Origin of the sequence: Actinoplanes sichuanensis (genome assembly GCF_033097365.1) — a bacterium.
Classification (GTDB): domain Bacteria; phylum Actinomycetota; class Actinomycetes; order Mycobacteriales; family Micromonosporaceae; genus Actinoplanes; species Actinoplanes sichuanensis.
In genome coordinates this window covers 6,176,590-6,199,940 of record NZ_AP028461.1, presented here as the reverse complement: position 1 = coordinate 6,199,940, position 23,351 = coordinate 6,176,590, and the positions used below count along the sequence as shown (strand labels likewise).

General features: G+C 71.3%; 18 protein-coding genes. 10 read left to right on the top strand and 8 right to left on the bottom strand.

Annotated features, from left to right (window positions below):
* Positions 1–33 precede the first annotated feature (33 nt).
* The 7 genes from nikE (at position 34) to Q0Z83_RS28545 (ending at position 8,283) form a co-directional block, all read left to right on the top strand.
* Entirely contained in the window at positions 34–1,563 is a 1,530-nt protein-coding gene (gene nikE, locus Q0Z83_RS28575; RefSeq protein ID WP_317786312.1) for a nickel ABC transporter ATP-binding protein NikE, read from the top strand.
* A complete protein-coding gene (locus tag Q0Z83_RS28570) occupies positions 1,560–2,486 on the top strand; it encodes an LLM class flavin-dependent oxidoreductase (RefSeq protein WP_317786311.1) in 927 nt (308 codons plus the stop codon). Before nikE ends, Q0Z83_RS28570 begins: the two co-directional genes overlap by 4 nt.
* Positions 2,479–3,744, top strand: coding sequence for an NtaA/DmoA family FMN-dependent monooxygenase (locus Q0Z83_RS28565; RefSeq protein ID WP_317786310.1), 1,266 nt, complete (start codon positions 2,479–2,481; stop codon positions 3,742–3,744). The genes Q0Z83_RS28570 and Q0Z83_RS28565 overlap by 8 nt, the downstream gene beginning before the upstream one ends.
* Positions 3,745–3,855: 111 nt before the next feature.
* Entirely contained in the window at positions 3,856–4,974 is a 1,119-nt protein-coding gene (locus Q0Z83_RS28560; RefSeq protein WP_317786309.1) for an LLM class flavin-dependent oxidoreductase, read from the top strand.
* A gap of 78 nt (positions 4,975–5,052) precedes the next feature.
* Positions 5,053–6,237, top strand: a complete 1,185-nt coding sequence (locus tag Q0Z83_RS28555) for an MFS transporter (RefSeq protein ID WP_317786308.1) — start codon at positions 5,053–5,055, stop codon at positions 6,235–6,237.
* 14 nt (positions 6,238–6,251) lie between these two features.
* Positions 6,252–7,250: an SMP-30/gluconolactonase/LRE family protein gene (locus Q0Z83_RS28550; RefSeq protein WP_317786307.1), complete on the top strand. Its 999-nt coding sequence runs from the start codon at positions 6,252–6,254 to the stop codon at positions 7,248–7,250.
* A 127-nt stretch (positions 7,251–7,377) separates the two neighbouring features.
* Entirely contained in the window at positions 7,378–8,283 is a 906-nt protein-coding gene (locus tag Q0Z83_RS28545) for a LysR family transcriptional regulator (RefSeq protein ID WP_317786306.1), read from the top strand.
* A 1-nt stretch (position 8,284) separates the two neighbouring features.
* On the opposite strand, the gene Q0Z83_RS28540 is transcribed toward Q0Z83_RS28545, so the two are convergent.
* Genes Q0Z83_RS28540 through Q0Z83_RS28530 form a run of 3 tightly spaced genes read right to left on the bottom strand, consistent with a single transcriptional unit; the run spans position 8,285 to position 10,970 of the window.
* Positions 8,285–9,268 (bottom strand): ABC transporter substrate-binding protein, encoded by a 984-nt coding sequence (locus Q0Z83_RS28540; protein WP_317786305.1) that lies wholly within the window; start codon positions 9,266–9,268, stop codon positions 8,285–8,287.
* A 32-nt stretch (positions 9,269–9,300) separates the two neighbouring features.
* The gene (locus Q0Z83_RS28535; protein ID WP_317786304.1) at positions 9,301–10,056 is read right to left on the bottom strand and encodes an amino acid ABC transporter ATP-binding protein; all 756 of its coding nucleotides are present in this window, start codon (positions 10,054–10,056) and stop codon (positions 9,301–9,303) included.
* Positions 10,053–10,970 carry an amino acid ABC transporter permease gene (locus tag Q0Z83_RS28530; protein WP_317786303.1) on the bottom strand — a complete coding sequence of 306 codons (918 nt, stop codon included), beginning with the start codon at positions 10,968–10,970 and terminating at the stop codon, positions 10,053–10,055. The genes Q0Z83_RS28535 and Q0Z83_RS28530 overlap by 4 nt, the downstream gene beginning before the upstream one ends.
* Before the next feature lie 172 nt (positions 10,971–11,142).
* Between Q0Z83_RS28530 and Q0Z83_RS28525 the strand changes: the two genes are divergently transcribed.
* The 3 genes from Q0Z83_RS28525 to Q0Z83_RS28515 are packed head-to-tail and all read left to right on the top strand — an operon-like array spanning position 11,143 to position 13,841.
* Positions 11,143–12,006, top strand: coding sequence for an ABC transporter permease (locus Q0Z83_RS28525; RefSeq protein ID WP_317786302.1), 864 nt, complete (start codon positions 11,143–11,145; stop codon positions 12,004–12,006).
* 28 nt (positions 12,007–12,034) lie between these two features.
* The gene (locus Q0Z83_RS28520; protein ID WP_317786301.1) at positions 12,035–13,054 is read left to right on the top strand and encodes a taurine ABC transporter substrate-binding protein; all 1,020 of its coding nucleotides are present in this window, start codon (positions 12,035–12,037) and stop codon (positions 13,052–13,054) included.
* Entirely contained in the window at positions 13,041–13,841 is an 801-nt protein-coding gene (locus tag Q0Z83_RS28515) for an ABC transporter ATP-binding protein (RefSeq protein WP_317786300.1), read from the top strand. Before Q0Z83_RS28520 ends, Q0Z83_RS28515 begins: the two co-directional genes overlap by 14 nt.
* Positions 13,842–13,886: 45 nt before the next feature.
* Here the strand turns inward: Q0Z83_RS28515 and Q0Z83_RS28510 are convergent, their stop codons facing one another.
* From Q0Z83_RS28510 to Q0Z83_RS28490, 5 genes are all read right to left on the bottom strand, one after another.
* The gene (locus tag Q0Z83_RS28510; protein ID WP_317786299.1) at positions 13,887–14,903 is read right to left on the bottom strand and encodes a hypothetical protein; all 1,017 of its coding nucleotides are present in this window, start codon (positions 14,901–14,903) and stop codon (positions 13,887–13,889) included.
* Between the two features lie 221 nt (positions 14,904–15,124).
* The gene (locus Q0Z83_RS28505) at positions 15,125–15,931 is read right to left on the bottom strand and encodes an SAM-dependent methyltransferase (protein WP_317786298.1); all 807 of its coding nucleotides are present in this window, start codon (positions 15,929–15,931) and stop codon (positions 15,125–15,127) included.
* 80 nt (positions 15,932–16,011) lie between these two features.
* Positions 16,012–16,380 carry a hypothetical protein gene (locus Q0Z83_RS28500; protein WP_317786297.1) on the bottom strand — a complete coding sequence of 123 codons (369 nt, stop codon included), beginning with the start codon at positions 16,378–16,380 and terminating at the stop codon, positions 16,012–16,014.
* Between the two features lie 229 nt (positions 16,381–16,609).
* A complete protein-coding gene (locus Q0Z83_RS28495; protein WP_317786296.1) occupies positions 16,610–18,544 on the bottom strand; it encodes a putative bifunctional diguanylate cyclase/phosphodiesterase in 1,935 nt (644 codons plus the stop codon).
* On the bottom strand, positions 18,541–23,310 hold the full coding sequence (locus Q0Z83_RS28490) for a diguanylate cyclase domain-containing protein (RefSeq protein WP_317786295.1): 4,770 nt from the start codon (positions 23,308–23,310) through the stop codon (positions 18,541–18,543). The genes Q0Z83_RS28495 and Q0Z83_RS28490 overlap by 4 nt, the downstream gene beginning before the upstream one ends.
* Between the last annotated feature and the right edge of the window lie 41 nt (positions 23,311–23,351).

Below are 23,351 nucleotides of genomic sequence, written 5' to 3'. Positions count from 1 at the left end.
CGGGCCGCGAGAGCACGCCAAGGAGGCTCAGTCTTGATCCACGTCGAGAACCTGCGGGTCACCTTCACCGGGAAACGGCAGGTCGAGGCGGTACGCGGGGTCGACCTCACGATTCGCGAGGGGGAATGTGTCGCGCTCGTCGGCGAGAGCGGCTCCGGCAAGAGCGTCACCGCGCGCAGCCTGGTCGGACTGGCCGGTCCGCATGCCCGGGTGCAGGCCGACACGTTCACCGTCGACGGCCGGGACGTGCGCGGGTTCGTCGCCCGGGACTGGCGGCGGCTGCGGGGCCGGTTCGCCGGGTTGATCCTGCAGGACGCCCTGGTCTCGCTCGATCCGCTGCGCACCGTCGGCGCGGAGATCGGTGAGGTGCTGCAGACCCATCGCATCGGTGAGCGTCGGGACCGGCCGCAGCGGGTCCGGCAGTTGCTCACCGACGTGCACGTGCCGGAACCGGATCGGCGCGCCCGGCAGTACCCGCATCAGTTGTCCGGCGGGTTGCGGCAGCGGGCCCTGATCGCGTCGGCCATCGCGGGCGGGCCACGGCTGCTGATCGCCGACGAGCCGACCACGGCCCTCGACGCGACGGTGCAGGCGCAGATCCTCACCCTGCTCGCCGAGCGCCGCGCCGGTGGCGAGACCCTGCTGCTGATCAGCCACGATCTGGCGGTCGTGTCGAAGCTCGCCGACCGGGTGCTGGTCATGAAGGACGGCCGCGTCGTCGAGGGCGGCGACACCCGCACCATCCTGGTCGGCGCCGGTCACCCGTACACCAGGGAGTTGATCTCAGCCGCCACCGGGAGACGGCGCGGGACCACCACCGAACCCGGCGACGTCGTCGCCGAGGCGACCGCGCTGCGCAAGGTGTACGGCGACCGCACCGTCGTGAAGGACTTCGGCCTGACGATCCGTCGCGGGGAGATCATCGGGCTGGTCGGCGAGTCGGGGTCGGGTAAGACCACCGTGGCGCAGCTGCTGTTCGGGTTGGTGGAGCCGACGTCCGGGCATGTGCGGTTCGAGGGCGCCGACTTCAGTGGGGTGCCGGAACGTGCCCGCCGGCCGATCCGCCGTCGTCTGCAGTTGATCGCGCAGGACCCGCTGTCGGCGTTCGACCCGCGGTGGACCGTGCGGCGCATCGTCGGCGAGGCGCTGCCCCGCGGCGAGGACCCGGAGCCGTACCTGGTCCGGGTCGGGCTCGGCGCCGACGTCCTGGACCGGTATCCGCGGCAGCTGTCCGGTGGGCAGCGGCAGCGCGTGGCCGTGGCTCGGGCGATCGCCCCACGACCGAGTCTGATCATCTGCGACGAGCCGGTCTCGGCCCTCGACGTGTCGGTGCAGGCGCAGGTCCTGGACCTGCTGGCGGGGATCCGCGAGACCGACGGGACCGCGCTGCTGTTCATCTCCCACGATCTGGGCGTGATCCGCGACCTGGCCGACCGGGTCCTGGTCATGCAGGACGGCCGGGTCGTCGAACAGGGCCCGGTCAAGGCCGTCTTCGACCATGCCGGTCACGAGTACACCCGGGCGCTGCTGGACGCCGTGCCCACTTTGGAGGTTTCCCGATGACATTGCATCTCGCGGTCGCTCTGGCCGGTGACTCGTTCGCCGCCGGTGACTGGATCGGCCAGGTCCGTCGGGCCGACGAGGCCGGGCTCGACTTCGTGACGTTCGACGACACGTTCGGGCGGTACGGGCCGGACGCGGTGCAGGTCGCCGCCCGGGTCGCGCCGCTGACCCGGCACGTCGGCCTGGTGCCGGTGGCCACCACCACCCACACCGAGCCGTTCCACCTGTCCACCGCGCTGGCCACCCTCGACTGGGTCAGCCGGGGGCGGGCCGGCTGGCAGGTGCGGATCTCGGCGGATCCGGCCGAGGCGGCGCTGCTCGGCCGGCGCGAGCCGCTGCCGGTCGACGAGCTGATCGGTGAGGCGTCCGACGCGATCGAGGTGGTGCGGCGGCTCTGGGACAGCTGGGAGGACGACGCGATCATCGCCGACGTCGCGACCGGCCGGTACATCGACCGGGAGAAGCTGCACTACATCGACTTCACGGGACCGCACTTCACGGTCAAGGGGCCGTCGATCGTGCCCCGGCCGCCGCAGGGCCGGCCGGTGGTCGCCGCGCTCGCCCACGGGCCGCAGGTGTGGGACGCGCTGGACGCCGACGTCTTCTTCGTGACGCCGTCGGACGCCGACGAGGCCGCTGCGATCGTCCGGAGGATCGTGCCGGAGAAGAAGATCTTCGCCGACCTGGCCGTCGACGGGACCCGCACACCGCAGGACCTGGCCGACCTCGTGCAGAACTGGTGGGTCGCCTCCGGGGTGGACGGGTTCCGGCTTCGGGTGGCCGACGTCGCCGACGTCACCGACGAACTCGTCCCGGAACTGCGCCGCCGTGGCCTGTTCGAGCCCTCCACCAAGCCGGTGCTCCGCGAGCGGCTCGGCCTGGGCACCGCAGTCAACCGCTATCAGGAGGCCGGACGTGCCTAAGCAGATCATCCTCGCCGCGCACTTCCCGGGCGTGAACAACACGACGGTGTGGAGCGACCCGCGCGCCGGCAGCCAGATCGACTTCGACTCCTTCGAATACCTCGCGAAGACCGCCGAACGGGGGCTGTTCGACTTCTTCTTCCTGGCCGAGGGGCTGCGGCTGCGTGAGCAGCGCGGCCTGATCCACGACCTGGACGTGGTCGGCCGGCCGGACACGATCACGGTGCTGACCGCCCTGGCCGCGGTCACCGAGCACCTGGGGCTGGCCGGGACGCTGAACGCCACCTACCACGAGCCGTACGAGCTGGCCCGTCAGCTGGCCACCCTCGACCACCTGTCCGGCGGGCGGGCCGCGTGGAACGTGGTCACCTCCCCTGGCGCGTTCTTCGGCGAGAACTTCCGGCGCGGCGGGTTCCTCGACCATGCCGACCGTTACGTCCGGGCCGGGGAGTTCATCGAAGCCGCCCGGACGCTCTGGGACTCCGACGCCGGAGAATTCGCCTACCGCGGCGCGCAGTTCGACATCAAGGGCCGCTTCGGGGTGCCGCGCAGCCCGCAGGGGCATCCGATCATCCTGCAGGCCGGTGACTCCGACGGCGGCCGGGAACTGGCCGCGAAACACTCCGACGCGATCTTCTCCCGGCACCACCATATCGACGACGCCCGGACCTTCTACCGTGACGTCAAGGACCGGCTCGCGAAGTACGGCCGGACCGAGGACAGCCTGAAGATCATTCCGGGGGTGTCCTATGTGCTCGGCGACAGCGACGCCGACGCCCAGGAGAAGGCCCACCACATCCGGCGCCGGCAGGTCAGCCCGCAGACCGCGATCCTGCTGCTGGAACAGCTGTGGAACACCGACCTGTCCGGCTACGACGCCGAAGGGCCGCTGCCGGACATCGACCCGGTCGTGGACGAGGACGACACGATCATCAAGGGCCGCGCCGGCATGTACCCGGACCGGCTGGCCACCGCCCGCGACTGGCGGGCCCGGGCCGAGGCGAAGAACCTGTCGATCCGGGACCTGATCATCGAGGTGACCGGGCGGCAGAACTTCATCGGCACCCCGGCCCGGGTCGCCGAACTGCTCGACGAGTACGTGCAGACCGACGCCTGCGACGGCTTCATCCTCGTCTCGCACCTGACCCCGGCCGGGCTCGACGACTTCGTGGACCAGGTGGTCCCGCTGCTGCAGGAACGCGGCGTGTTCCGGACCGAGTATTCCGGCACCACGCTGCGCGCCAACCTGGGGCTGTGATGCGCCCCGGCCGCTGCAGAACCCGATCACCGAGAAACAGAACCGGGCCGGCCTGGAACTGTTCGCCTCCGACATCGCCGGAGTGTTACGCCGACTGAAAGGGCGGTAGCCATGCCCGTACCCCTCTCGATCCTCGATCTGGCCCCGCTGGTCTCCGGCGGTGACGTGCCGGACGCGCTGCGCCGCACCCTCGACCTGGCCCGCCGGGCCGAGCAGTTCGGCTATCACCGCTATTGGGTGGCCGAGCACCACTTCACGCCGGGTGTGGCCAGCTCGCAGCCGGCGCTGCTGCTCGGCCAGATCGCCGCGGTCACCGACCACATCCGGCTCGGCTCCGGGGCCGTGCAGACCGGCTTCCAGACCGGCCTGTCCATCGTGGAGCAGTTCGGTCTGCTCGACGCGCTCTACCCGGGCCGGTTCGACCTCGGTTTGGGCCGGTCCGGGCAGGCCCGGAAGGAGGCCATCCGGGAGGCCGAGAAGCACCGGACGCCGCAGGAGGAACGCGTCGTCGACGGGCTGCTGATCCCGAAACCGTTCTCCTGGGCGCCGATCTTCGCGTCCAAGCGGACCGCCCTGGCCGGCAGTTTCCTCACCCAGCCGGGCGCCGAGCCGCTGGGCCTCGACGACGTTCTCGACCAGATCTCCGCGCTGCTGGCCGGGCCGGTCGTCGACGACGAGGGCAACGAGGTGACCGCCACCCCGGGCGCGGGCGCCGATCTGCAGGTGTGGCTGCTCGGCAGCTCCGGCGGGGAGAGCGCCCGCACGGCCGGGGCGCGGGGGCTGCCGTTCGCCGCGAACTACCACGTCGCCCCGGCGAAGGTGCTGGAGGCGGTCGCGGCGTATCGGGAGTCGTTCGTGCCGTCGGCGGCCCTGCCCGAACCGTACGTGATGGTCTCCGCCGACGTGCTGGTCGCCGAGGACGACGCGACCGCACGGCATCTGGCGAAACCGTTCGCCGTCTGGGTCCGCAGCATCCGCACCGGCCTCGGTGCCGTCCCGTTCCCGAGCATCGAGGAGGCCGAGGCGTTCACCTGGACCGAACAGGACCGGGCGATCGTCGCCGACCGGGTCGACACCCGGTTCGCCGGATCACCGCAGACCGTGGCAGAACGGCTCCAAACTCTGCAACGGGTCACCGGCGCCGACGAACTGCTGGTCACCACCATCACACACGACCACACCGACCGCGTCAGGTCCTTCGAACTGCTCGCCAAGGAGTGGTCGGCCTGACCGATCCCCTATGATCGGCGAGTGCCGGGTATCGAAGATCATGAAGTTGCGAGCCGGCCGCGGGCGATCAGCCGTCCGATGCGGAACCTGCTGGCGGGCTTCTACACGTCGGTGCTCGGCAGTCAGATGACCCCGGTGGCGCTGGCCTTCGCGGTCCTGGCCAGCGGCTACGGCGTCGCCGGTCTGGGCCTCGTGCTGGGCGCCGGCCGGCTGCCCGTCGTCGCGTTCGTGCTGATCGGCGGCGTCCTGGCCGACCGGCTGCCCCGGCGCACCCTGCTGCTGATCACCGACGTGGTGTGCGGCGTCAGCCAGGCCGTGCTGGCGGTCTGGATCTTCACCGGCCGGGTGCCGCTGGCCGCCCTCATGGGCTTCGCCGCGATCGACGGGCTGTGCAGCGCGTTCTTCCGGCCCGCGCTGGCCGGCATCATCCCGTCACTGAACGAGCCGGGCTCCCTGCAACGGGCCAACGCGCTGATCGGGTTCGGTCGCTCGGTGGGCCGGCTGCTCGGCCCGGCCACCGGCGGTCTGCTCGTCGCCGCCTTCAACCCGGGCGTGGTGATCGCCTTCGACGCCGCGTCCTACCTGATCAGCGCCCTGTTCGTGCTCGGCGTCCCCCGGGACGCGCCCGCGCCGCGGTCCCGGCCCACCGGCCTGATCGCCGACCTGCGTGAGGGGTGGACCGAGTTCCGGTCCCGACGGTGGTTGTGGACACTGGTGGCGCAGTTCGCGCTGATCCACCTCGCCGTGCTCCCGGCGTACATGGTGCTCGGCCCGCAGATCGCCGCCGACGGGCTCGGCGGCGCACGCGGCTGGGGGCTCATCCTCGGCGGGTTCGGGGCCGGCGCCGTGGTCGCCGGGCTGGTGATGGCCCGCTTCACCCCGCACTACCCGCTGCGGACCGGAGTGTTCGGTGTCTTCGGGTTCGTGCTGGCGCTGCTGACCCTCGCCGTGTCGGCCCCGCTGCCGGTCGTCATCGCCGGCGGGTTCGCCGCGGGCCTCGGCATGGGCGTCTTCGTCACCCTGTGGGAGACCAGTCTCCAGGCGAACGTGCCCCGCGAGGTGCTGTCCCGGGTCGCCGCCTACGACTGGTTCGGCTCACTCGTGACCTTGCCTCTCGGCTACGTGCTGGTAGGGTTCGCGGCCCCGGCCGTCGGAGTGGTGCCGCTGCTGGTCATCGGCATCGTCGTGGTCATCTCGACCAGCCTCGCCGTGCTCGCTCTGCCCGACGTCCGCAACCTGACCAACCCGCAGGCGACGACCTGACCCCGGAGGTTCCGATGGCCCGCCGCTGGATCCGGCCGCGACGCTGGTCGCCGCCCGCCCCCGTCGCGGCCGCGGCCACCGGGCCACTGCGGGTGCGGCGACTCATCCCGACCGGCGGGACCGGACCCGAGGACGTGGTCTTCGACGAGAACGGACGGGTGCTCACCGGCCTGGCCGACGGGCGGATCGTGCGGATCGACCCGGACAGTGGGGAACGGACCGTGCTCGCCGACACCGGCGGACGGCCCCTCGGGCTGCACCCGCGCGCCGGCGGCGGGGTGCTGGTCTGCGACCACGACCGGGGGCTGCTCGCCGTCGCCTCCGACGGGACCGTCGACGTGCTGGTCGACACGGTCGACGGTGCGCCGCTCACCTTCGCCAGCAACGTCGTGGAAGGCCCGGACGGCACGATCTGGTTCACCACCTCGAGCACCGCCTGGAACCTCGACGATCACCTCGGCGACGTGTTCGAGCACTCCTGCACCGGGCGGCTGCTGCGCCGCGACCCGGACGGGACGGTCACCGTGCTGCGGGACGGGCTCAAATTCGCCAACGGGCTCACCCTGACCACGGACGGTTCGGCGTTGCTGGTGGCCGAGACCGCGGGCTATCGGATCCGGCGGTACGGGCTGGACGGAACCGAATCGATGCTGGTGGAGAATCTGCCCGGCTTCCCGGACAACCTGTGGCTCGGCAGTGACGGGCTGCTCTGGGCCGGGATCGCGGCACCCCGCGACGCGCTGCTCGACCGGATGCTGCCGCTGCCCGGGTTCCTGCGGCTGCTGGTGTGGAACCTGCCGGCGGCGGTGCGGCCCAAGGCGGTCCCGATCGCGTGGGTGATGGCCTTCGACTCCGACGGCCGGATCGTGCACGACCTGCGGTCCGCCGACGGCGGGTACGGGTTCGTCACCTCGGCCGCCGAACACGACGGGACCGTGGTGGCGGGCAGCCTGACCCGGCCGGAGATAGCCGTCCTGGACCACCCCGGCCCGGCGGCCGCGCCGCGGCCGTGACGGGCCGCCTGCCTCGCGGGGTAGGCCCGGGACGGTCCCGATCGCCGGGGGACGGCTCCGCTCGTACAAAAGAGTGATTTATCGGTTTTCAAGATCTTCCCGGGTTTTTGCGGATCACCCTGGTCGGGTGGAGATTCGGCAGCTCAGCTACGTCGAGGCGGTGGCCCGCTACGGCGGATTCACCCGCGCGGCCGGTCGGCTGCACGTCGCCCAGTCGGCGGTGTCGGCGCAGGTCCGGGCTCTGGAGATCGAGCTCGGGGTGACCCTGTTCGCGCGGACCACCCGCAAGGTGGCGCTGACCCCGGCCGGGGAGATGTTCGTGGCCCGGGCCCGCCGCATCCTGGCCGAACTGGACGGTGCCCGTGGTGAGATGGCCGAGATCACCGCGGTGGTCAGCGGCCGGGTCACCCTCGGCGCCACCGCCGGCCTCGGCCCCTACGACCTGGCGGCCGCGCTCGCCGCGTTCCGCGAACGGCACCCCGGCATCGCCGTGCGGCTGCGGTCCGGGCGGGTCACCGGGCTGCTCGGCGCCTGCGACAACGGCGAACTCGACCTGGTCGTCGGCCCGGTCCACGCCGACCTGCCACCCCGCTTCGACGCGGTGCCGCTCGCCGACGAACAACTGCTGCTGGCCCTGCCACCCGGACACACGATGGCCCGCGGCGGCCGGCTCACCCTCGGCGAGGTCCGCGACGAGCCGTTCGTGAGCATGCCGCCGGGCAGTGGCCTGCGCTGGATCCTGGAGGACGCGGCCCGGTCGGCCGGTTTCCTGCCCCGCGTGCATTTCGAGACCCACAGCCTGGACGGCGTCCGCGAACTGGTCGCCGCCGGACTCGGGGTGGGACTGCTGTCGCGGACGGTGGCCGAGATCCCGGCCGGCCCGCCGATCGAGGTGCGTCACCTGCACCCGCCGCCGGCCCATCCGCCGATCGGCGTGATGCGGCAGCGGGACCGGATCCTCGGTCCCGCCGCCCAGTCACTGCGTCATCACCTGGTCGAGGCGGCCGGCCTCTCGGTCGAGGTCCTCCAGTAGGTCACTTGCCTTCGATCGGCAGGCCCGGCGGGTTGACCTCGGCCTTGGTGACACTCTCGTTCGTCAGGTTCCAACGCTCCAGGATCTTGGCGTAGTCACCCGACGCGATCAGCTTGTCCAGTGCCGCCGCGTACGCCTTGACCAGCCCGTTGTCCTTCTTGGTGGTGAGCGCGATCAGGCCCTGCAGGTCCTTGCCGGCGCCGGAGTAGGTGCCGACGATCTCGGTCTGGCCGGTGGTCGCCACGTGGTAGGCGGCCGACGGGCTCGGGCCGAGGTGGATGTCGATCTGGCCGGAACCGAGCGCCAGGTAGACCGCCTGGTTGGTCTGGTAGTACTTGATCTCGACCTCAGGAAGGCCGGCCTTCTTCACCTCTTCGGCCCACTCGACCAGGATCTTCTCCTGGTTGGTGCCGGAACTGACCGACACCTTCTCACCGGCGATGTCCTTCGGTTCGGTGATCTTCAGGCCGGAGCCCTTCTTCGCCAGCCAGGCCAGGTTGTCCAGGCGGTAGGTGACGAAGTCGTACTTGAGCTTGCGCTCCTCGGTGACGGTGATGTTCGACGCGCCGAGCTGGTACTTCCCGCTGTCCAGGCCGATGAACAGGTTCTCCCAGGAGGTGTTCTCCAGGACCGGCTCCAGGCCCAGCGTGCTCGCGATGGCGACGGCGATGTCCGGTTCGTTGCCGATCAGCGTCTTGTTGTCGGTCGCGGCGAACGCCAGCGGCGGGAACCCGGAACCGGCGGCGCCGACCCCGATGACCAGCTTGCCGGACGCCTTCACGTCGGCCGGCAGCAGCGCGGCGGCGGCGTCGTCCCGGGCCGGCCGGATCCGGTTCTGCTCGGGCGTCAGGTTCAGCGAACCGCCGGCCGCGGCGGCCGATGGGTCGGCCGCCGCGGCGTTCACCGGCGACTTCTCCTCCGGCGCGGCGCAGGCGGTCAGGCTCAACGTCACCGCGGCAAGAGCGACGATCCATTTTGTACGCACGGAGAACTCCAGTTTTCACGAAGAGGCGGGGGTCAGACCAGGACCTTGGACAGGAAGGCCCGGGTACGTTCGTGTCGCGGGTTGTCGAGGACCTCGGCCGGGGTGCCCTGCTCGACGATCCGGCCCTCGTCGATGAAGACGACCGTGTCGGCGGCCTCCCGGGCGAAGCCGATCTCGTGCGTGACCACGATCATCGTGGTGCCGCTGGCGGCCAGGTCTCGCAGCACGTCGAGCACCTCACCGACCAGCTCCGGGTCGAGCGCCGAGGTCGGCTCGTCGAAGAGGATCAGCTTCGGCTCCAGGGCCAGGGCGCGGGCGATGGCCACGCGTTGCTGCTGGCCGCCGGACAACTGGCGGGGGTAGGCGTCGGCCCGGTCGCCGAGTCCGACTCTGGTCAGCAGGTCGCGGGCTCGTTCGTACACCTGCGCCCGGGGTCTGCGCTGCGCCGAGATCGGCGCCTCGGCGACGTTCTCCAGGGCGGTGAGGTGCGGAAACAGGTTGAAGTTCTGGAAGACGAAACCGATTCCGGCGCGCTGCCGGAGGATCTGCCGCTCGCTCAGCTCGTGCAGCCTGTTGCCGACCTGGCGGTAACCGATCAGCTCGCCGTCGACCCGGACCCGGCCCGAGTCGACCTTCTCCAGATGGTTGATGCAGCGCAGCAGAGTGGACTTGCCGGAGCCGGACGGTCCGAGGATCACGGTGACCGTGCCGGCCTGCGCCGAGAGCGAGACGCCCCGCAGCACGTGCGTCCGGCCGAACGACTTGTGGACGTCGGTGATCTCGATCATCTGCGGATCGCCGCCTTCAGCTTCTGCAACGGGGTGGGCGGCAGCGTGCGGACCGCGCCGCGGGCGAAGTGGCGCTCGGTGTAGAACTGCAGGATCGACAGGAGCGCGGTGAGGATCACGTACCAGACCGTCGCGACCATCAGCAGCGGCACCACCCGCCCGTTGCGGCCGTAGATCACCTGGACCTGGTAGAAGAGCTCACCGATCGCCAGGATGTACACGATGGACGTGCTCTTGAGGAGGTTGACCAGCAGGTTCGCGGCGTTCGGCAGGATCGCGCGCATCGCCTGCGGCAGCACGATCCGGTAGAACTGCCGGCCCTTCGGGATGCCGAGGGCGGCCGCCGCCTCGTGCTGGCCGGCGTCGACCGACAGCAGGCCGGCCCGGATGATCTCGCCGGCGAACGCCGCCTCGTGCATCGACAGGCCCAGCAGTGCGGCGCCGAACGAGCTGATCAGGCTGACCGTCGGGAACGAGACGCCGGGCCCGAACGGGATGCCGACCTGCAGCGTGTCGTAGAGGTAGCCGAGGTTGGCCCAGAACAGCAGCTGCACCAGCAGCGGCACCGACCGGAACACCCAGATGTACGCCCAGCTGACCGCGGACAGCACCGGGTTGGCGGAGAGCCGCATCGCCGCGAGGGGGATGCCGCCGAGGAAACCGAGGACGGCGCTGCCCAGGGTGAGCAGCAGGGTCAGGCCGAGCGCCTCGACGACCGACTCCTCCAGGAAGTAGCCGGCGAACGTCGCCCAGTCCCAGCCGGGGTTGGTGACGAGCCCGTGCACGAACTGCGCCAGCAGCACCAGGACCAGGGCGGTGCCGGCCCAGCGCCACGGGTGGCGTGCGGGCACCACGACGAGGTGGTCGTCGGGTGGGTCGGCGTTCTTGGTCTCCGGTGTGGTCAGGACGCTCACGGGTGCACCTCCCATTGGTGCCCAAACGCTAAGCAGCCGCACCCATGACCCACAATGCCTATCAGGTATATATGTTTAAGGACATCGTTGCGAACGTTAAGGTATTGCCAGTAACCCCATAGATGCGATAGGAATACGGGGCATTCGCCGGTACCTCTGCCTGGAGACTTCCTTGACCACCACGCTCGCACCCGCGCCGGCCGCTCCGCCGTCGCCGGCCTCGCAGGCCGGGAAAGCGACCCTCGCGCCCAGCGGCGGGCTGCGCCGCCGCCTCGCGCTGCGCCTGCTCGCGCTGGCCGTGCTCTACGTGTTGTGGGAGGTGACGGCCCGAGTGATGAACAACCCGGCCTTCATCCCCGCACCCGGTGCGGTCTGGGATCAGCTGATCACCACCTCGACCACCCACGACGGGGTCCGCGGATACAGCGGCCACCTGCTCATCGAGCACCTCGGCGTCTCGCTGCGGCGCATCGTCATCGGGTCGGTCATCGGCATCGTCGGCGGGCTGCTCATCGGCGTACTGCTCGGCACCGTCGGCTGGCTGCGCGTGGTCGCCGAACCGGTCATCACGTTCGTTCGGGCGCTGCCACCGCTCGCCTACTTCAGCCTGTTCATCATCTGGTTCGGCATCGACGAGACACCGAAACTGTGGCTGCTCTCCATCGCCGCCCTGCCGCCGGTCGCCGTCGCCACCGCGGCCGCCGTCCACAACGCACCCACCGGCCTGGTCGAGGCCGCCCGAGCCCTCGGCGCCGGCCGCCGGCAGAGCATCCGTGACGTGGTGCTGCCCAACGCGCTGCCGGAGATCTTCACCGGGATCCGGCTCGCCGTCGGTGTGGCGTACTCCTCGGTCGTCGCCGCCGAGACCATCAACGGGGTACCGGGCATCGGCGGCATGATCCGCGACGCCCAGCGCTACTCCCAGACCGACGTGGTGGTTCTCGGCCTCTTCGCCATCGGCCTGTCCGGCCTGCTCATCGACGCTCTGTTGCTCACCGCCGAGAACAGGCTGATCCCCTGGCGCGGACGCGCCTGACATCGCCACTTTGTCGAAGGAACCCCTTGTGAAGAAGCTCCTCGCCCTCGCCTCCGTCTTTCTGCTGACCGCGTGCGGCAACGGCGCCGCCAGTGGTGGCGCCGACCCCGAACAGAAGTCGATCCGGATCGCCTACCAGGCCTTCCCGTCAGGTGACCTGATCGTCAAGAACCAGGGCCTGCTCGAGAAGGCCCTGCCCGACTACAAGATCACCTGGACCAAGTTCGACTCCGGCGCCGGCATCAACACCGCGTTCGTCGCCGACAGCCTCGACATCGCCGCGATCGGCTCCAGCCCGGTGGCCCGCGGCCTGTCCGCCCCGCTGAACATCCCCTACCAGGTCGCGTTCGTCCTCGACGTCGCCGGCGACAACGAGGCCCTGGTCGCCCGCAACGAATCAGGTGTCACCGACGTGGCCTCGCTGCGCGGTAAGAAGGTGGCCACCCCGTTCGCGTCCACCGCCCACTACAGCCTCCTCACCGCCCTCGACAAGGCCGGCGTCAAGGAATCCGAACTGACCATCGTGGACCTGGAACCGCAGGACATCCTGGCCGCCTGGACCCGCGGTGACATCGACGCCGCCTACAGCTGGCTGCCGTCCCTCGACGAACTGAAGAAGACCGGCAAGGTGCTCATCACCAGCCGCGAACTCGCCGCCGGCGGCAAGCCCACCCTCGACCTCGGTGTCGTCTCCACCGCGTTCGCCACCGCCCACCCGGAAGCCGTCGACGCGTGGCGCAAGGTCGAGGCGCAGGCCCTGACCATCATCGCCACCGACCCGGACGCCGCGGGCAAGGCGGTCGGCGCCGAACTCAACCTCTCCGCCGACGAGGCCAAGGCCCAGCTGTCGCAGGGCGTCTTCCTCAAACCGGCCGACCTGTCGTCGCCGGAGTGGCTCGGCACCGAGGGCGCGCCCGGCAGACTCGCCGACAACCTGGTCAGCGCGGCCGAATTCCTCAAGTCCCAGCAGAAGATCGACGCCGTACCGACCCTGGCCGACGTGCAGAAGGCCATCTACGTCAAGGGCCTGCCCGGTGTCCTCAGCTGACGCCACCCGGCTCGTCGACGCCGAACCGGTCGCCGCGGCCGAAGCCATCAGAATCGACGGGGTCACCCACTCCTACGGTGACGTGACCGCGGTCGGGCCGATCGACCTGACCGTCCCGCAGGGCGAGTTCCTCGTCCTGGTCGGTGCCTCCGGCTGCGGCAAGAGCACGCTGCTGCGGCTGATCGCCGGCTTCGAACAGCCGACCGACGGGACGATCCACACCGACGGGACGGCCCCGGAACCCGGACGCGGCGCCGGACTCGTCTTCCAGCAGCCACGGCTGTTCCCCTGGAAGACCGTCGGCGGCAACATCGCCCTGGCCCTCGAATACGCCGGACAGACCGTCACCCCGGCCCGGATCGACGAACTACTGGCCCGCGTCGGCCTGCACGACGTGGCCCACCGGCGCACCTGGCAGATCTCCGGCGGCCAGCAGCAGCGGGTCGCCATCGCCCGCGCCCTCGCGGTCGACAACCCGCTGCTGCTGCTCGACGAGCCGTTCGCCGCCCTGGACGCGCTGACCCGGGAGAAACTCCAGGACGACCTGCGTCAGGTGAGCGCGTCGACCGGACGGACCAGCGTCTTCGTCACCCACAGCGTGGACGAGGCGGTGTTCCTCGGCAGCCGGGTCGTGGTCCTCACGCCACAGCCCGGCACGATAGCCCTCGACCTTCGGATCGACCTGCCCCGCACCGGTGTCACCGCCGACGACCTGCGGGCCCTGCCCGAATTCGCCGCCCTGCGCACCGAGGTGGGCCACGCCATCCGAGACCGGGTGACGGTCTGATCCCGCACTCCGGGCCTGACGGGCGGCGCGAGATCACGCTGCCCGTCAGGCCTTCTTCACCAGGACCTTCCGGCCGGACGCCGTCACCGTGTAGGCGACCGACTTCTTCGTCCACGGGTTGGTGGCGTACACCCGTACCCCCGAAGTGATGTTCTTGACCTTGACCACGTCGACGCCGCCGGCCGCCTGATCGGTCTCCGACGCGTCACGCCGGACCAGCTTGCGCAGCGTCGCCACCTTGATCTTGCCGCCCTTGGCGGCTCGGCGGGTGTCGGCCGCGCCGCTCACCGCCGCGGTGCGCACCATCCCGGACATGTCCAGGTAGGCGAGGCCCTTGGCGAACGTCTTCGCGTCGACCGTCGTACCCGCCTCCGGCAAGGTCACCGTCTGCGGCCCGTACCGGTAGTCGATCTGCTGGGACAGCGTCGCCTCGTCCTCCTTGAACTCGGTCGACGCGGCGGTCAGCACCGACGAGGCGTCGGTGTGCAGAGTCACCGTGCCGACCGTGGTGTCCGTGAAGACGTAGTCCACCGAACCGTCGTCGTGCACCGTCTTCGTCCCCGCTCCGGTGCCCGCTCCGGCGACCGGCGAGACCAGCTCCAGCGGGGACGGCGCGTCGTCCGCCAAGGTCAGCGTCGGGTCGGCGGTGAACGTGTACGTCGCCGTCGGCCGGCCGATCATCTTCAACGCCGCCTTCGTACGGCTGTCGTCGGAGATCGACTCGTAGCCGCCGGCACCCTCGTCCAGGAAGACACTCGTCGCCGGCTGCCCCTGCACCGCGAACGACGCCGTCAGCAGACCGTGCTCCCGGTCGGTGACGATCGTCTGCCAGCCGGTCGCCGTCGTGCCGCCGAACGTGATGTTCAAGTCCAGATCCGAGGCCCAGCCCTGCGCCGACGCGGTGTCGGTCGCCGCGGCCACCGCCTGAACCGCCGCCTTCATCTGGGCGGCGGACAGGTCGGTGGTGGTGTCGGCGGCATACGCGGCGGCCGGGGCGATCAGGAGGCCGGCGGCGACCGAGGCCGAAGCGAGCAGGATCGCGGGGCGAGACAGCACGGACATGCGAGACCTCGGAAGATAGCGGGGGAGGGGCGCCGCTAGGATCGGCCGCCCATCCCGCCGGATGAGGATCTCCCGCCCGCGTTATACCTCGCTGCCGCTGCCGCTGCCGCTGCCGGGCCCGCGTTGCGGCTGCCCGCGTTGCGGCTGCCCGCGTTGCGGCTGCCGGGGCCCGCGTTGCCGATTCCCGCGGGCGTCGGGCTCGGGCTTTCTGGCGGCGGGCGCTACGGCTTGCGGGCGACCGCGCCGTACTCGTCTACCTCGCGCAGATCCTCGCCGGCGGCGTCGGCGGCCGGACGCCACTTCGAGCAGGGGACGAGGCCCGGCTCCAGAACCTCGAGGCCGTCCAGGAAGCGGGCGATCTCCTCCGGGTGGCGCAGGTGGTAGCCGAGCGGCGCGTTCGCGTTCCACACCCCGATCGCCTCCTCGAACGCCGGACCGTCGATCACGTTGGTGCCGTCGGCGGTGAGGAAGTAGCTACCCGACGGCAGCCGGTCGAGTAGACCCCGGACGATCGCCACCGCCTGATCGATATCGGGCACGTGACCGAGAATGTTCATCAAGATCAGGCCGACCGGCCGGCTCAGGTCGAGCGTCGCGCTCGCCGCCTCCAGGATCTTCTCCGGATCGTGCAGGTCGGCGTCGACGTAGTCGGTCTTACCCTCGGGCGTGCTGGTCAACAGAGCCCGGGCATGCACCAGGACGAGCGGGTCGTTGTCGACATAGACGATCCGGGTGTCGGCGGCCGCGGCCTGCGCCACCTGATGCGTGTTCTCCGCGGTGGGCATGCCCGTACCGATGTCCAGGAACTGGCGGATCCCCGCCTCTTTCACCAGAAAGGTGACAGCCCGCTTCAGGAACGCCCGCGAGTGCCGCGCCACCACGGTGATGTCCGGGTACAGATCGGCGAAGTCGTCGCCGACCGCCCGGTCCACCGGGAAGTTGTCCTTACCGCCGAGCCAGTAGTTCCACACCCGCGCCGAGTGCGGCACGCTGGTGTCGAGTTTGGCGGCAGCGTCACTGTCGGTCATGGCTACGGCTCCCGTCGGCGGGCTTCGCGGTTGGCGCAGAGCATACGCCGCCCACCTGCGGGGTCCACACCGGACGGTCCTCACTCCCAGGTGCCGGCCCCGCCGATGATCATCGCGGCCAGGACGACCACGATCCCGCAGGACACCGTGCTCACCGCGATCCCGCCGGCATACCGACGCCAGCGCGGCACGAAACACAGGAACAGCGAGGTGAGCAGCCCGACCGGAACCAGATAGACCTCCAGGACACCGCCCAGCCCGGCGTGTTCGTGCTCCCGCCCCGGCCCGGCCACGACCGCGGCGATCGTCAACCCGAGCACGACCACATGGGGTACGGCAGCGGCCACCGCCCCGACCCATGACCGCTTCCGCGGCCCGCCGTCGACCCGGGCTCCGGCTGTCGCCGTCCGCTGGGGCGCCGGTTGCGCCGACGCCCGCTCCCTCTCCATGGCCGTCCTCCCGCCCCTGCCTTCCCTTCGGCAGTCCCACCGACCTGCTGAGACCCGCCCCGCTGTCTCGACCACCCCTGACGAGGCGGCGATCGAAACGCGCGCCCTGACGAGGCGGCGATCGAAAAGCGCGGCTGGTCGTGGGAGCTGTCCGAGGTGGGTCGGGGCGGCTCCCACGACCGGCTGGATCTTGGTGGGGTGGCTCCGCGAGCCGGCCGGAAGGGAGGGGCTAGGCGGGGATCGGGCGTAGGAAACGGGCGTCCAGTTCGGCGGCCGGGACCGGGCGGGCGAAATGGTAGCCCTGGGCGGTGTCGCAGCCCAGACCGCTGAGGGCGGCCGCCGTCCGGTCGTCCTCGACGCCCTCGGCGACGACCGTCAGGTTCAGGTTGTGGGCCAGGTCGACGGCCGAGGCCACCAGGGCGTGACTGGACGTGTCGGCGACCATGTCGGCCACGAACGAGCGGTCGATCTTGAGTTCGTCGACGGGCAGGAGCTTCAGGTAGGTGAGGGACGAGTACCCGGTGCCGAAGTCGTCGATGGACGTCTTGACTCCCAGAGCGCGGATCTGGCGCAGCGCCTCGATGGTGGTGGTCGGGTCGGAGAGCACGGTGTGTTCGGTGATCTCGATGCAGAGCAGTTCACCCGGCACCCCGGCCGTGGACAGCAGCGTCGCCAGCCGGCCCGGGAACGACTCGTCGAGCAGGCTGCGGGTGGAGACGTTGACCGCAACCGGCACCCGGTGCCCGGCGTCGAGCCAGGTTCGGGCCTGCTCCAGGGCGATGGTGAGGACCCGCTCGGTGAACGGGTGGATCAGGCTCGTGGTCTCCAGCACCGGCACGAACTGTCCGGGTGGCACCGGGCCACGGGTCGGGTGATGCCAGCGGGCCAGCGCCTCGACCCCGGACAGCGTGCCGTCGGCGAGCGACACCTTCGGCTGGTAGTGCAGGGTGAACTGGGACGCGTCGGTGAGACCGCGTCGCAGGTCGCCGAGGAGGGTGAGCCGGTCGGCGCTGTCCTGGCCGGTGTTGCCGCTGAACCGGCGGAAACTGTCGTGCTGCTGCTTCGCGTCGTGCATGGCGCTGTCGGCGTGTCCGAGCAGGGTGCTGACGTCGTCGTCGGCCGCGGCGGTCGCCGCGCCGATGCTGATCTCCAGGTCGACGGTGAGGTCGTCGAGCTGGAACGGTTCGTCGAAGGTCTCCCGCAGGCGCGCGGCCACACAGTCGGCCCGGGTCGGGTCGAGGTCACGCAGCAGGATGGCGAACTCGTCGCCGCCGGTGCGGGCGACCACGTCACCGTCGCGGACGACCGCGGACAGCCGCCAGCCCGCCTCGGCCAGCAGCCGGTCGCCGATGTGCGGGCCGAGCTGGTCGTTGACGTGCCGGAACCCGTTGATGTTGACGGTCAGCACGGTGATGCCGGGTGCGGTACGGGCCGGCCGGGCCGCCGACAGTGCCCGGTGCAGGTGCGCGGTGAACGCGGCCCGGTTGGGTAGCCCGGTCAGCAGGTCGGTGGCGGCCATCGACTCGACCTGGCGCCGGTGGGCCCGGGTGTGCCAGCCGAACAGGCCGAGCGCGAGCAGGCTGAGGGTGAACGTGACGATGCTGCCCCAGAGCAGCCGCCGGGAGTCCTGCCGGGCGGTGTCCTGGTTACGTTCGTACCGCTGCTGGTATCGGTCCCGCAGTTGCAGCAGCCGCTCGGTGTTGCGCTGGTGGCTGGGTTCGATGACGGTGTCGAGGGTGTTGATCGCCTTCACCGTCTCGCCCCGGTCGAGCATGTTCAGGAACCAGATGATGTCCTGACGCAGATTGATCTGCCGCTGGGCGATGGTGCCCGCCTCGGCCGCGTCCCCGGTGTCCGGTGCCGAGCCGGCGATCGCCAGGGTGGCCTGGTGGGCCTGGTCGTCGACGGCGAGTACCCGCTGACGTTCCGGCCCGGACGGGTTGTCGGCGGTCGCCTGGATCAGCGACATCTCGTACGCCGACAGGTAGGCGGCCTCCTGGTAGGCGGTGACCCGGTCGCTGTCGCGGAGGATGTCCTCGACGATCGCCGAGTGCCGTCCACTGTCGACCAGCGAGTATCCGGACAGCATCGCCAGCGACCCGACGAGCGTGCCGATCACCCAGCGTCGGGTCCGCCGCAGCCGTCCGCCGTTCGTGCCGGTCATCCGCCCACCACCCGGTTCCGGCCGGCGTGCTTGGCCTCGTACAGCGCCTCGTCGGCGAGTTTCTGCAGCTGGTCGGGGTTGGCGTGGGTGAGTGGGGCGCCCGAGGCGACGCCGACGCTGACGGTGACGATCCCGTTGTCGGCGAGCGCGTGCGGCTCGGCCAGCCGGGACACCGCGTGGCAGGCCCGTTCGGCGACGGTGTACGCGTTCTCGGCCGCCGCACCCGGCATGACGATGCAGAACTCCTCACCGCCGTACCGTGCGACCAGGTCGGTGTTGCGGACGCTGGACCGCAGCGCCTCGGCGACCAGCCGCAGGCATTCGTCGCCGCCCTGGTGGCCGTAGTGGTCGTTGTACTTCTTGAAGTCGTCGATGTCGATCATGGCGACGCCGATCGGCTCACCGGACCGGTGCGAGCGCCGCCACGTCTCCTCGAGGAACGAGTTCAGCTTGCGTCGGTTCGGCAGGCCGGTCAGCGGGTCGGTGACGGTCAGCAGTTCGAGCCGCTGACCGGCCTCGGCCAGTTCCTCGGTACGTTCCGCGACCGCTCGTTCCAGTGAGGCGTACACCTGCGCGTTCTCCAGGGAGACGGTGAGCTGCCCGGCGATGAGCAGCACCGCGTCCAGCCGCCCGGCGGAGAACGCGCGCCGGCTCAGCCGGTTCTCCAGCACCAGCACGGCCCGCGGCTGCCCGTGCGCGATCACCGGCACCACCAGCAGCGAGCAGTGGTCCAGCCCGGCCAGGTACGGATCCCGGCCGACCCGATCGTCGAGTGTCACGTCGTCGACCAGCATCGGCTCGCGGGTGCGTTCGGCGTACCGGATCGCGGTCAGCGGCAGCAGCCCCCGCTCGGCGGCCTCCTCGGCGCTGAGTTCGGGCCGGTCGTCGTCGGCCGGCAGGACCCAGCGGTTCGTCCGGTCGTCGTGCAGTACCACGTGTACCGCGGTGGCGCCGGTCATCGCGCCGAGCACCTGCTGCACCCGCACCCGCAGCCGGTCCACACTGGTCTCCGAGCTGAGTGCCCGGGCCGCTTCGAGGACCGCCATCAGGTCGATGACCTCGGTGGACAGGTTGATGCTGTGCGAGGCGCCGATGGTGCCGGGACGGGCCGGGGCGGTGCTGCCGAGGGCCGAGCCGAGGGCCGGGTACGCCCGTTTCATGGCGTGCACCTTCGCGGCGGCACCCCATCGGGCGTACCCGGGAAGGGCTTCGCCGAGCAGTCGGGAGCCCACGTGCTCCAGCCCGTTGTCGAGGTAGAACCGGGCGGCCAGCTCGGTGATCAGCGGTGCGTGCCAGGACCGGCCGGCGGTCGCGGCGTCGGACATCGCCTCGTCGTAGGCGGCGGCCGCGGCGGTGAAGTCGCCGTGCACGGCGGCCCGGGTCGCCTCGGCCAGCCGGTGCAGGTGCCGGAAGTTGCCGGGCTGCCCGGCGGCGCGCGCGGCCAGGTAGTCGAGGCCGCGGTCGAGCGCGGCCAGAGCGTCGTCGCGGTCGGCGCCGGTGGCGGTCCGGGCGGTCACCGCGGCGGCCAGGACGGCCAGCAGGTTCGCGGGTGCGTGCAGGTAGACCCCGGGTACCGCGGCGATCAGCGGCATCGTCGCGGCGCTGTACCGGACCAGCGACGCGTCGTCGCCGAGGATCGCCGCGACCAGAGCCCGCATGGTGGTGAAGTAGCCGGCCGCCGCCTCGTTGCCCACCAGCGTGTCCAGGTAGGCGTCGTCGAAGTCGCCGGTGCCCTGCAGGGTGCGCACCACCATGTCGGCGGTCACGAACATCGCGGTGTCGTGACCGGCGCCGATCCGCTCGCCGAACGCCATGGCGGCCTGCGCCTCCCGGGCGTACGGCTCGAGGTCGGCCGAGTGGTCCAGCATCTGCGGTACCGACGCGTAGTACGTGTAGAACGCGTTGCGCAGGTCACCGCCGCGCAGCAGACCGTCGCGGGCCTCGTGCGCGGTGCGGATGCTGCTCTCCAGCGGCTCGAACCAGGGTGCGGTGGCCACCGCGTGCAGGAACTTGACCTGTGAGGTCTCCGGCTCGTGGCCGTGCTTCAGCCCGGTCGCCAGCACATGCGTGGTGGCCCGGTGGGCGGCCTCGTAGTCACCGCTGCCGGCGATGGTGACCACGCCGAGGTTGCCGAGCACACCGGTCAGCGCCGCGCACACGCCGTGCTCGGCCCACATTTCGGCGGCCTGCGCCACCAGCCAGGCCATCGTGATCCGGTCGCCGAAGAACGCGGCCGGGGACAGCCGGTTGATCACGTGCGCGGCGGCCAGCAGCCGCGGGTCGGTGATCTCCGGGCGGTCGGTGTCCTCGGTGGTGGCCAGCCAGCCGTAGAAGCCGGCCATCCCGGCGCCGATCCGCGGGCCCATCTCGGCCGGACCGGACGGCACGTCGAAACCGAGCCGGTCCAGCGTGCCCAGGCCCAGTTCGAGGGCCTCGGCGAGCATCCGGCGGTTGGTGAGGGCGCCCAGCTGCTCGGCCACCGGACCGGCCAGCCGCACCGGGTCGGTGACGGTGGCGGCCAGATCGGCGAAGACCCGGTCGGCGTCGTCGAAACGGCCCAGCGCGCACAGCGCCGAGTGCCAGGCGGTGCGCGTTTCGGCGTACCCCTCATCGATTTTGTCGACCAGCCGGGCCGCGACCGCGAGATGAGCCTCAGCCGACGTGTGGTTGGCGACCAGCCGGGCCGCCGCGGCGGCCTTACGCAGCAGCGACGCCGCCGCGCGGCGCTCGCCGGGCGGAGCCGTCCCCGGAACCAGCAGCACGTCGGCGGCGGCCAGGTAGAGCGGCGCCGCCTCGGGCGCCGGGGTCAGTCGCCGGGCCAGCGACAGGCTCAGCCGGGCGCGTTCGTCCGCGGTCAGCCGGCCGAACGCGGCCTGCTGGACCCGGTCGTGCCGGAACCGCGCCGACGTCTCGCCGACCACCACGAGGCCGTCGTCGACCGCGGCCGTGAGCGGCGCGTCGAGCAGTTCGAGAGGTACCTCGCCGCCGACGCACGCCATCCGGTCGATCGCCCGGCGGGTGTCCGCGGGCAGCGCGGCGATCCGGGCGGTGAGCAACTGAACCACGTCGCCGTGCCCGACGAAGTCGCGGACCGCGGCCGGATCCCAGCGCCAGCCGTCGCCGTCCGGCACCAGCACAGCCTCCCGGCGCAGCGCGTTCAGCAGCTCGACGGTGTCGAACGGATTGCCCTCGGTACGCCCGGCGAGCACCGCCGCCAGCCGTTCCGCTTCGGGCAGCCGCAGCATGTCGGCGATCAGCGCGCCCAGGTCGGCGACGTCCAGGTTGTCCAGACGCACCTCACCGGCGTCACCGCGTTCCCGGTGCAGGCGGGCCAGCACCGCGGTCAGCGGGTGTGCCTCGTCCACCTCCTGCTCCCGGTAGGCGCCCAGCACCAGCAGCCCCGGCACGTCCGGGTTGTCCAGCACGTCGTCGAGGTAGCTGAACGCGGCCCCGGTCGCCCATTGCAGGTCGTCGAGGAAGAACACCAGTGGAGCGCCGTTCGCGACGGTACGCAGCAGGGTCATGCCGGCCTGCCGGAGCCGGGCCAGGAACGCGCGCGGGTCGTCGCTGTGTTCTGGTGCCACGTCCAGCAGCGTCCGGAACGACGGCATCAGCGCCGCGATCAGCCCCGCGTCCGGGCCGAGCGCCTCCCGCAACCGGGTCCGGACCTCGGCGACCACGTCGTCGGGCTCGGCGAGCAGTTGGTCGCCGAGCCGATCGAACGCCTCGCGCACCGCGCCGCCACCGGTGTCGTGGTGGAACTGGTCGAACTTGCCGGTGACGAACCGGCCACCGGCGGCCGCGACGGCCGGGCGCAGCCGGTCCACCAGGGCGGTCTTGCCCACCCCGGGCGGGCCGGTGACCAGCGCCAGCGCGCTGCCGGTGTGCACGCCGGCGAGCAGCTCCCGCAGCGCGGCCAGCGGCGCCTCCCGGCCGATCAGCTGGGCCGGTGGGGTCAGCCGGATCGGGAAGTCCCGTTCGCCGAGCACGGTCAGGTGCCCGGCGCGCAACCGCTCCAGGTCGTGGGCGAGCCCTTCGCCGCTCTGGTAGCGCTGCTCCGGCTCCTTGCTCAGCAGACGGCCGATGATCTCCGACAGCAGCGCCGGGACCAGCGGATTGACCTCGGTCGGTGCGACCGGCACCTTCGCCAGGTGGTCGTGGACCAGACCCAGCGGGTCCCGGTCCCGGCCGAACGGCGGCTGCCCGGTCGCCAGCTCGTACAGCGTGGCGCCCAGCGAATAGAGATCACTGCGGTGGTCGACCGGGCGGCCGGTGCGGCCGGTCTGCTCCGGCGCCAGATACGGCAGCGTGCCGACCAGGCCCTCGCCGGCCGTCGCGCCGGGGCGCGTCGCCAGCTCGAAGTCGATCAGCGTCGGCCGCTTCGTCACCGCGTCGACCAGCACGTTCGCCGGGCTCACGTCCCGGTGCACGACACCGCGCCGGTGGATCCCGGCGAGCACTTGGGCCAGGCTCAGCCCGAGGTCCAGCAATGCGTCGGTCGCCCAGGGCGTTTCCAGATCGGAGAGGGTACGGCCACCCGTGTCGACAAGTTCCAGAACACCGTCCGGGCCGCCCCCGGCCAGCTTCGGCGTACCGTCGACGGACTCCAGGCGGCGCAGCACCGCGATCTCGTTGCGCAGACGGTCGGCGGCCCCCGCCCCGAGCGGCTGCTTACGAACGACCAGGGTTCCGTCCGCCAGCCGCACCCGACTGACCCGGGTGCGGTCACTGTCGTACAGCAGCTCGTCCACACGCTCTGAAGTCACGCGCTGCCTTTCGGCCCGCACGTGCCGACCATGAGCGTTGC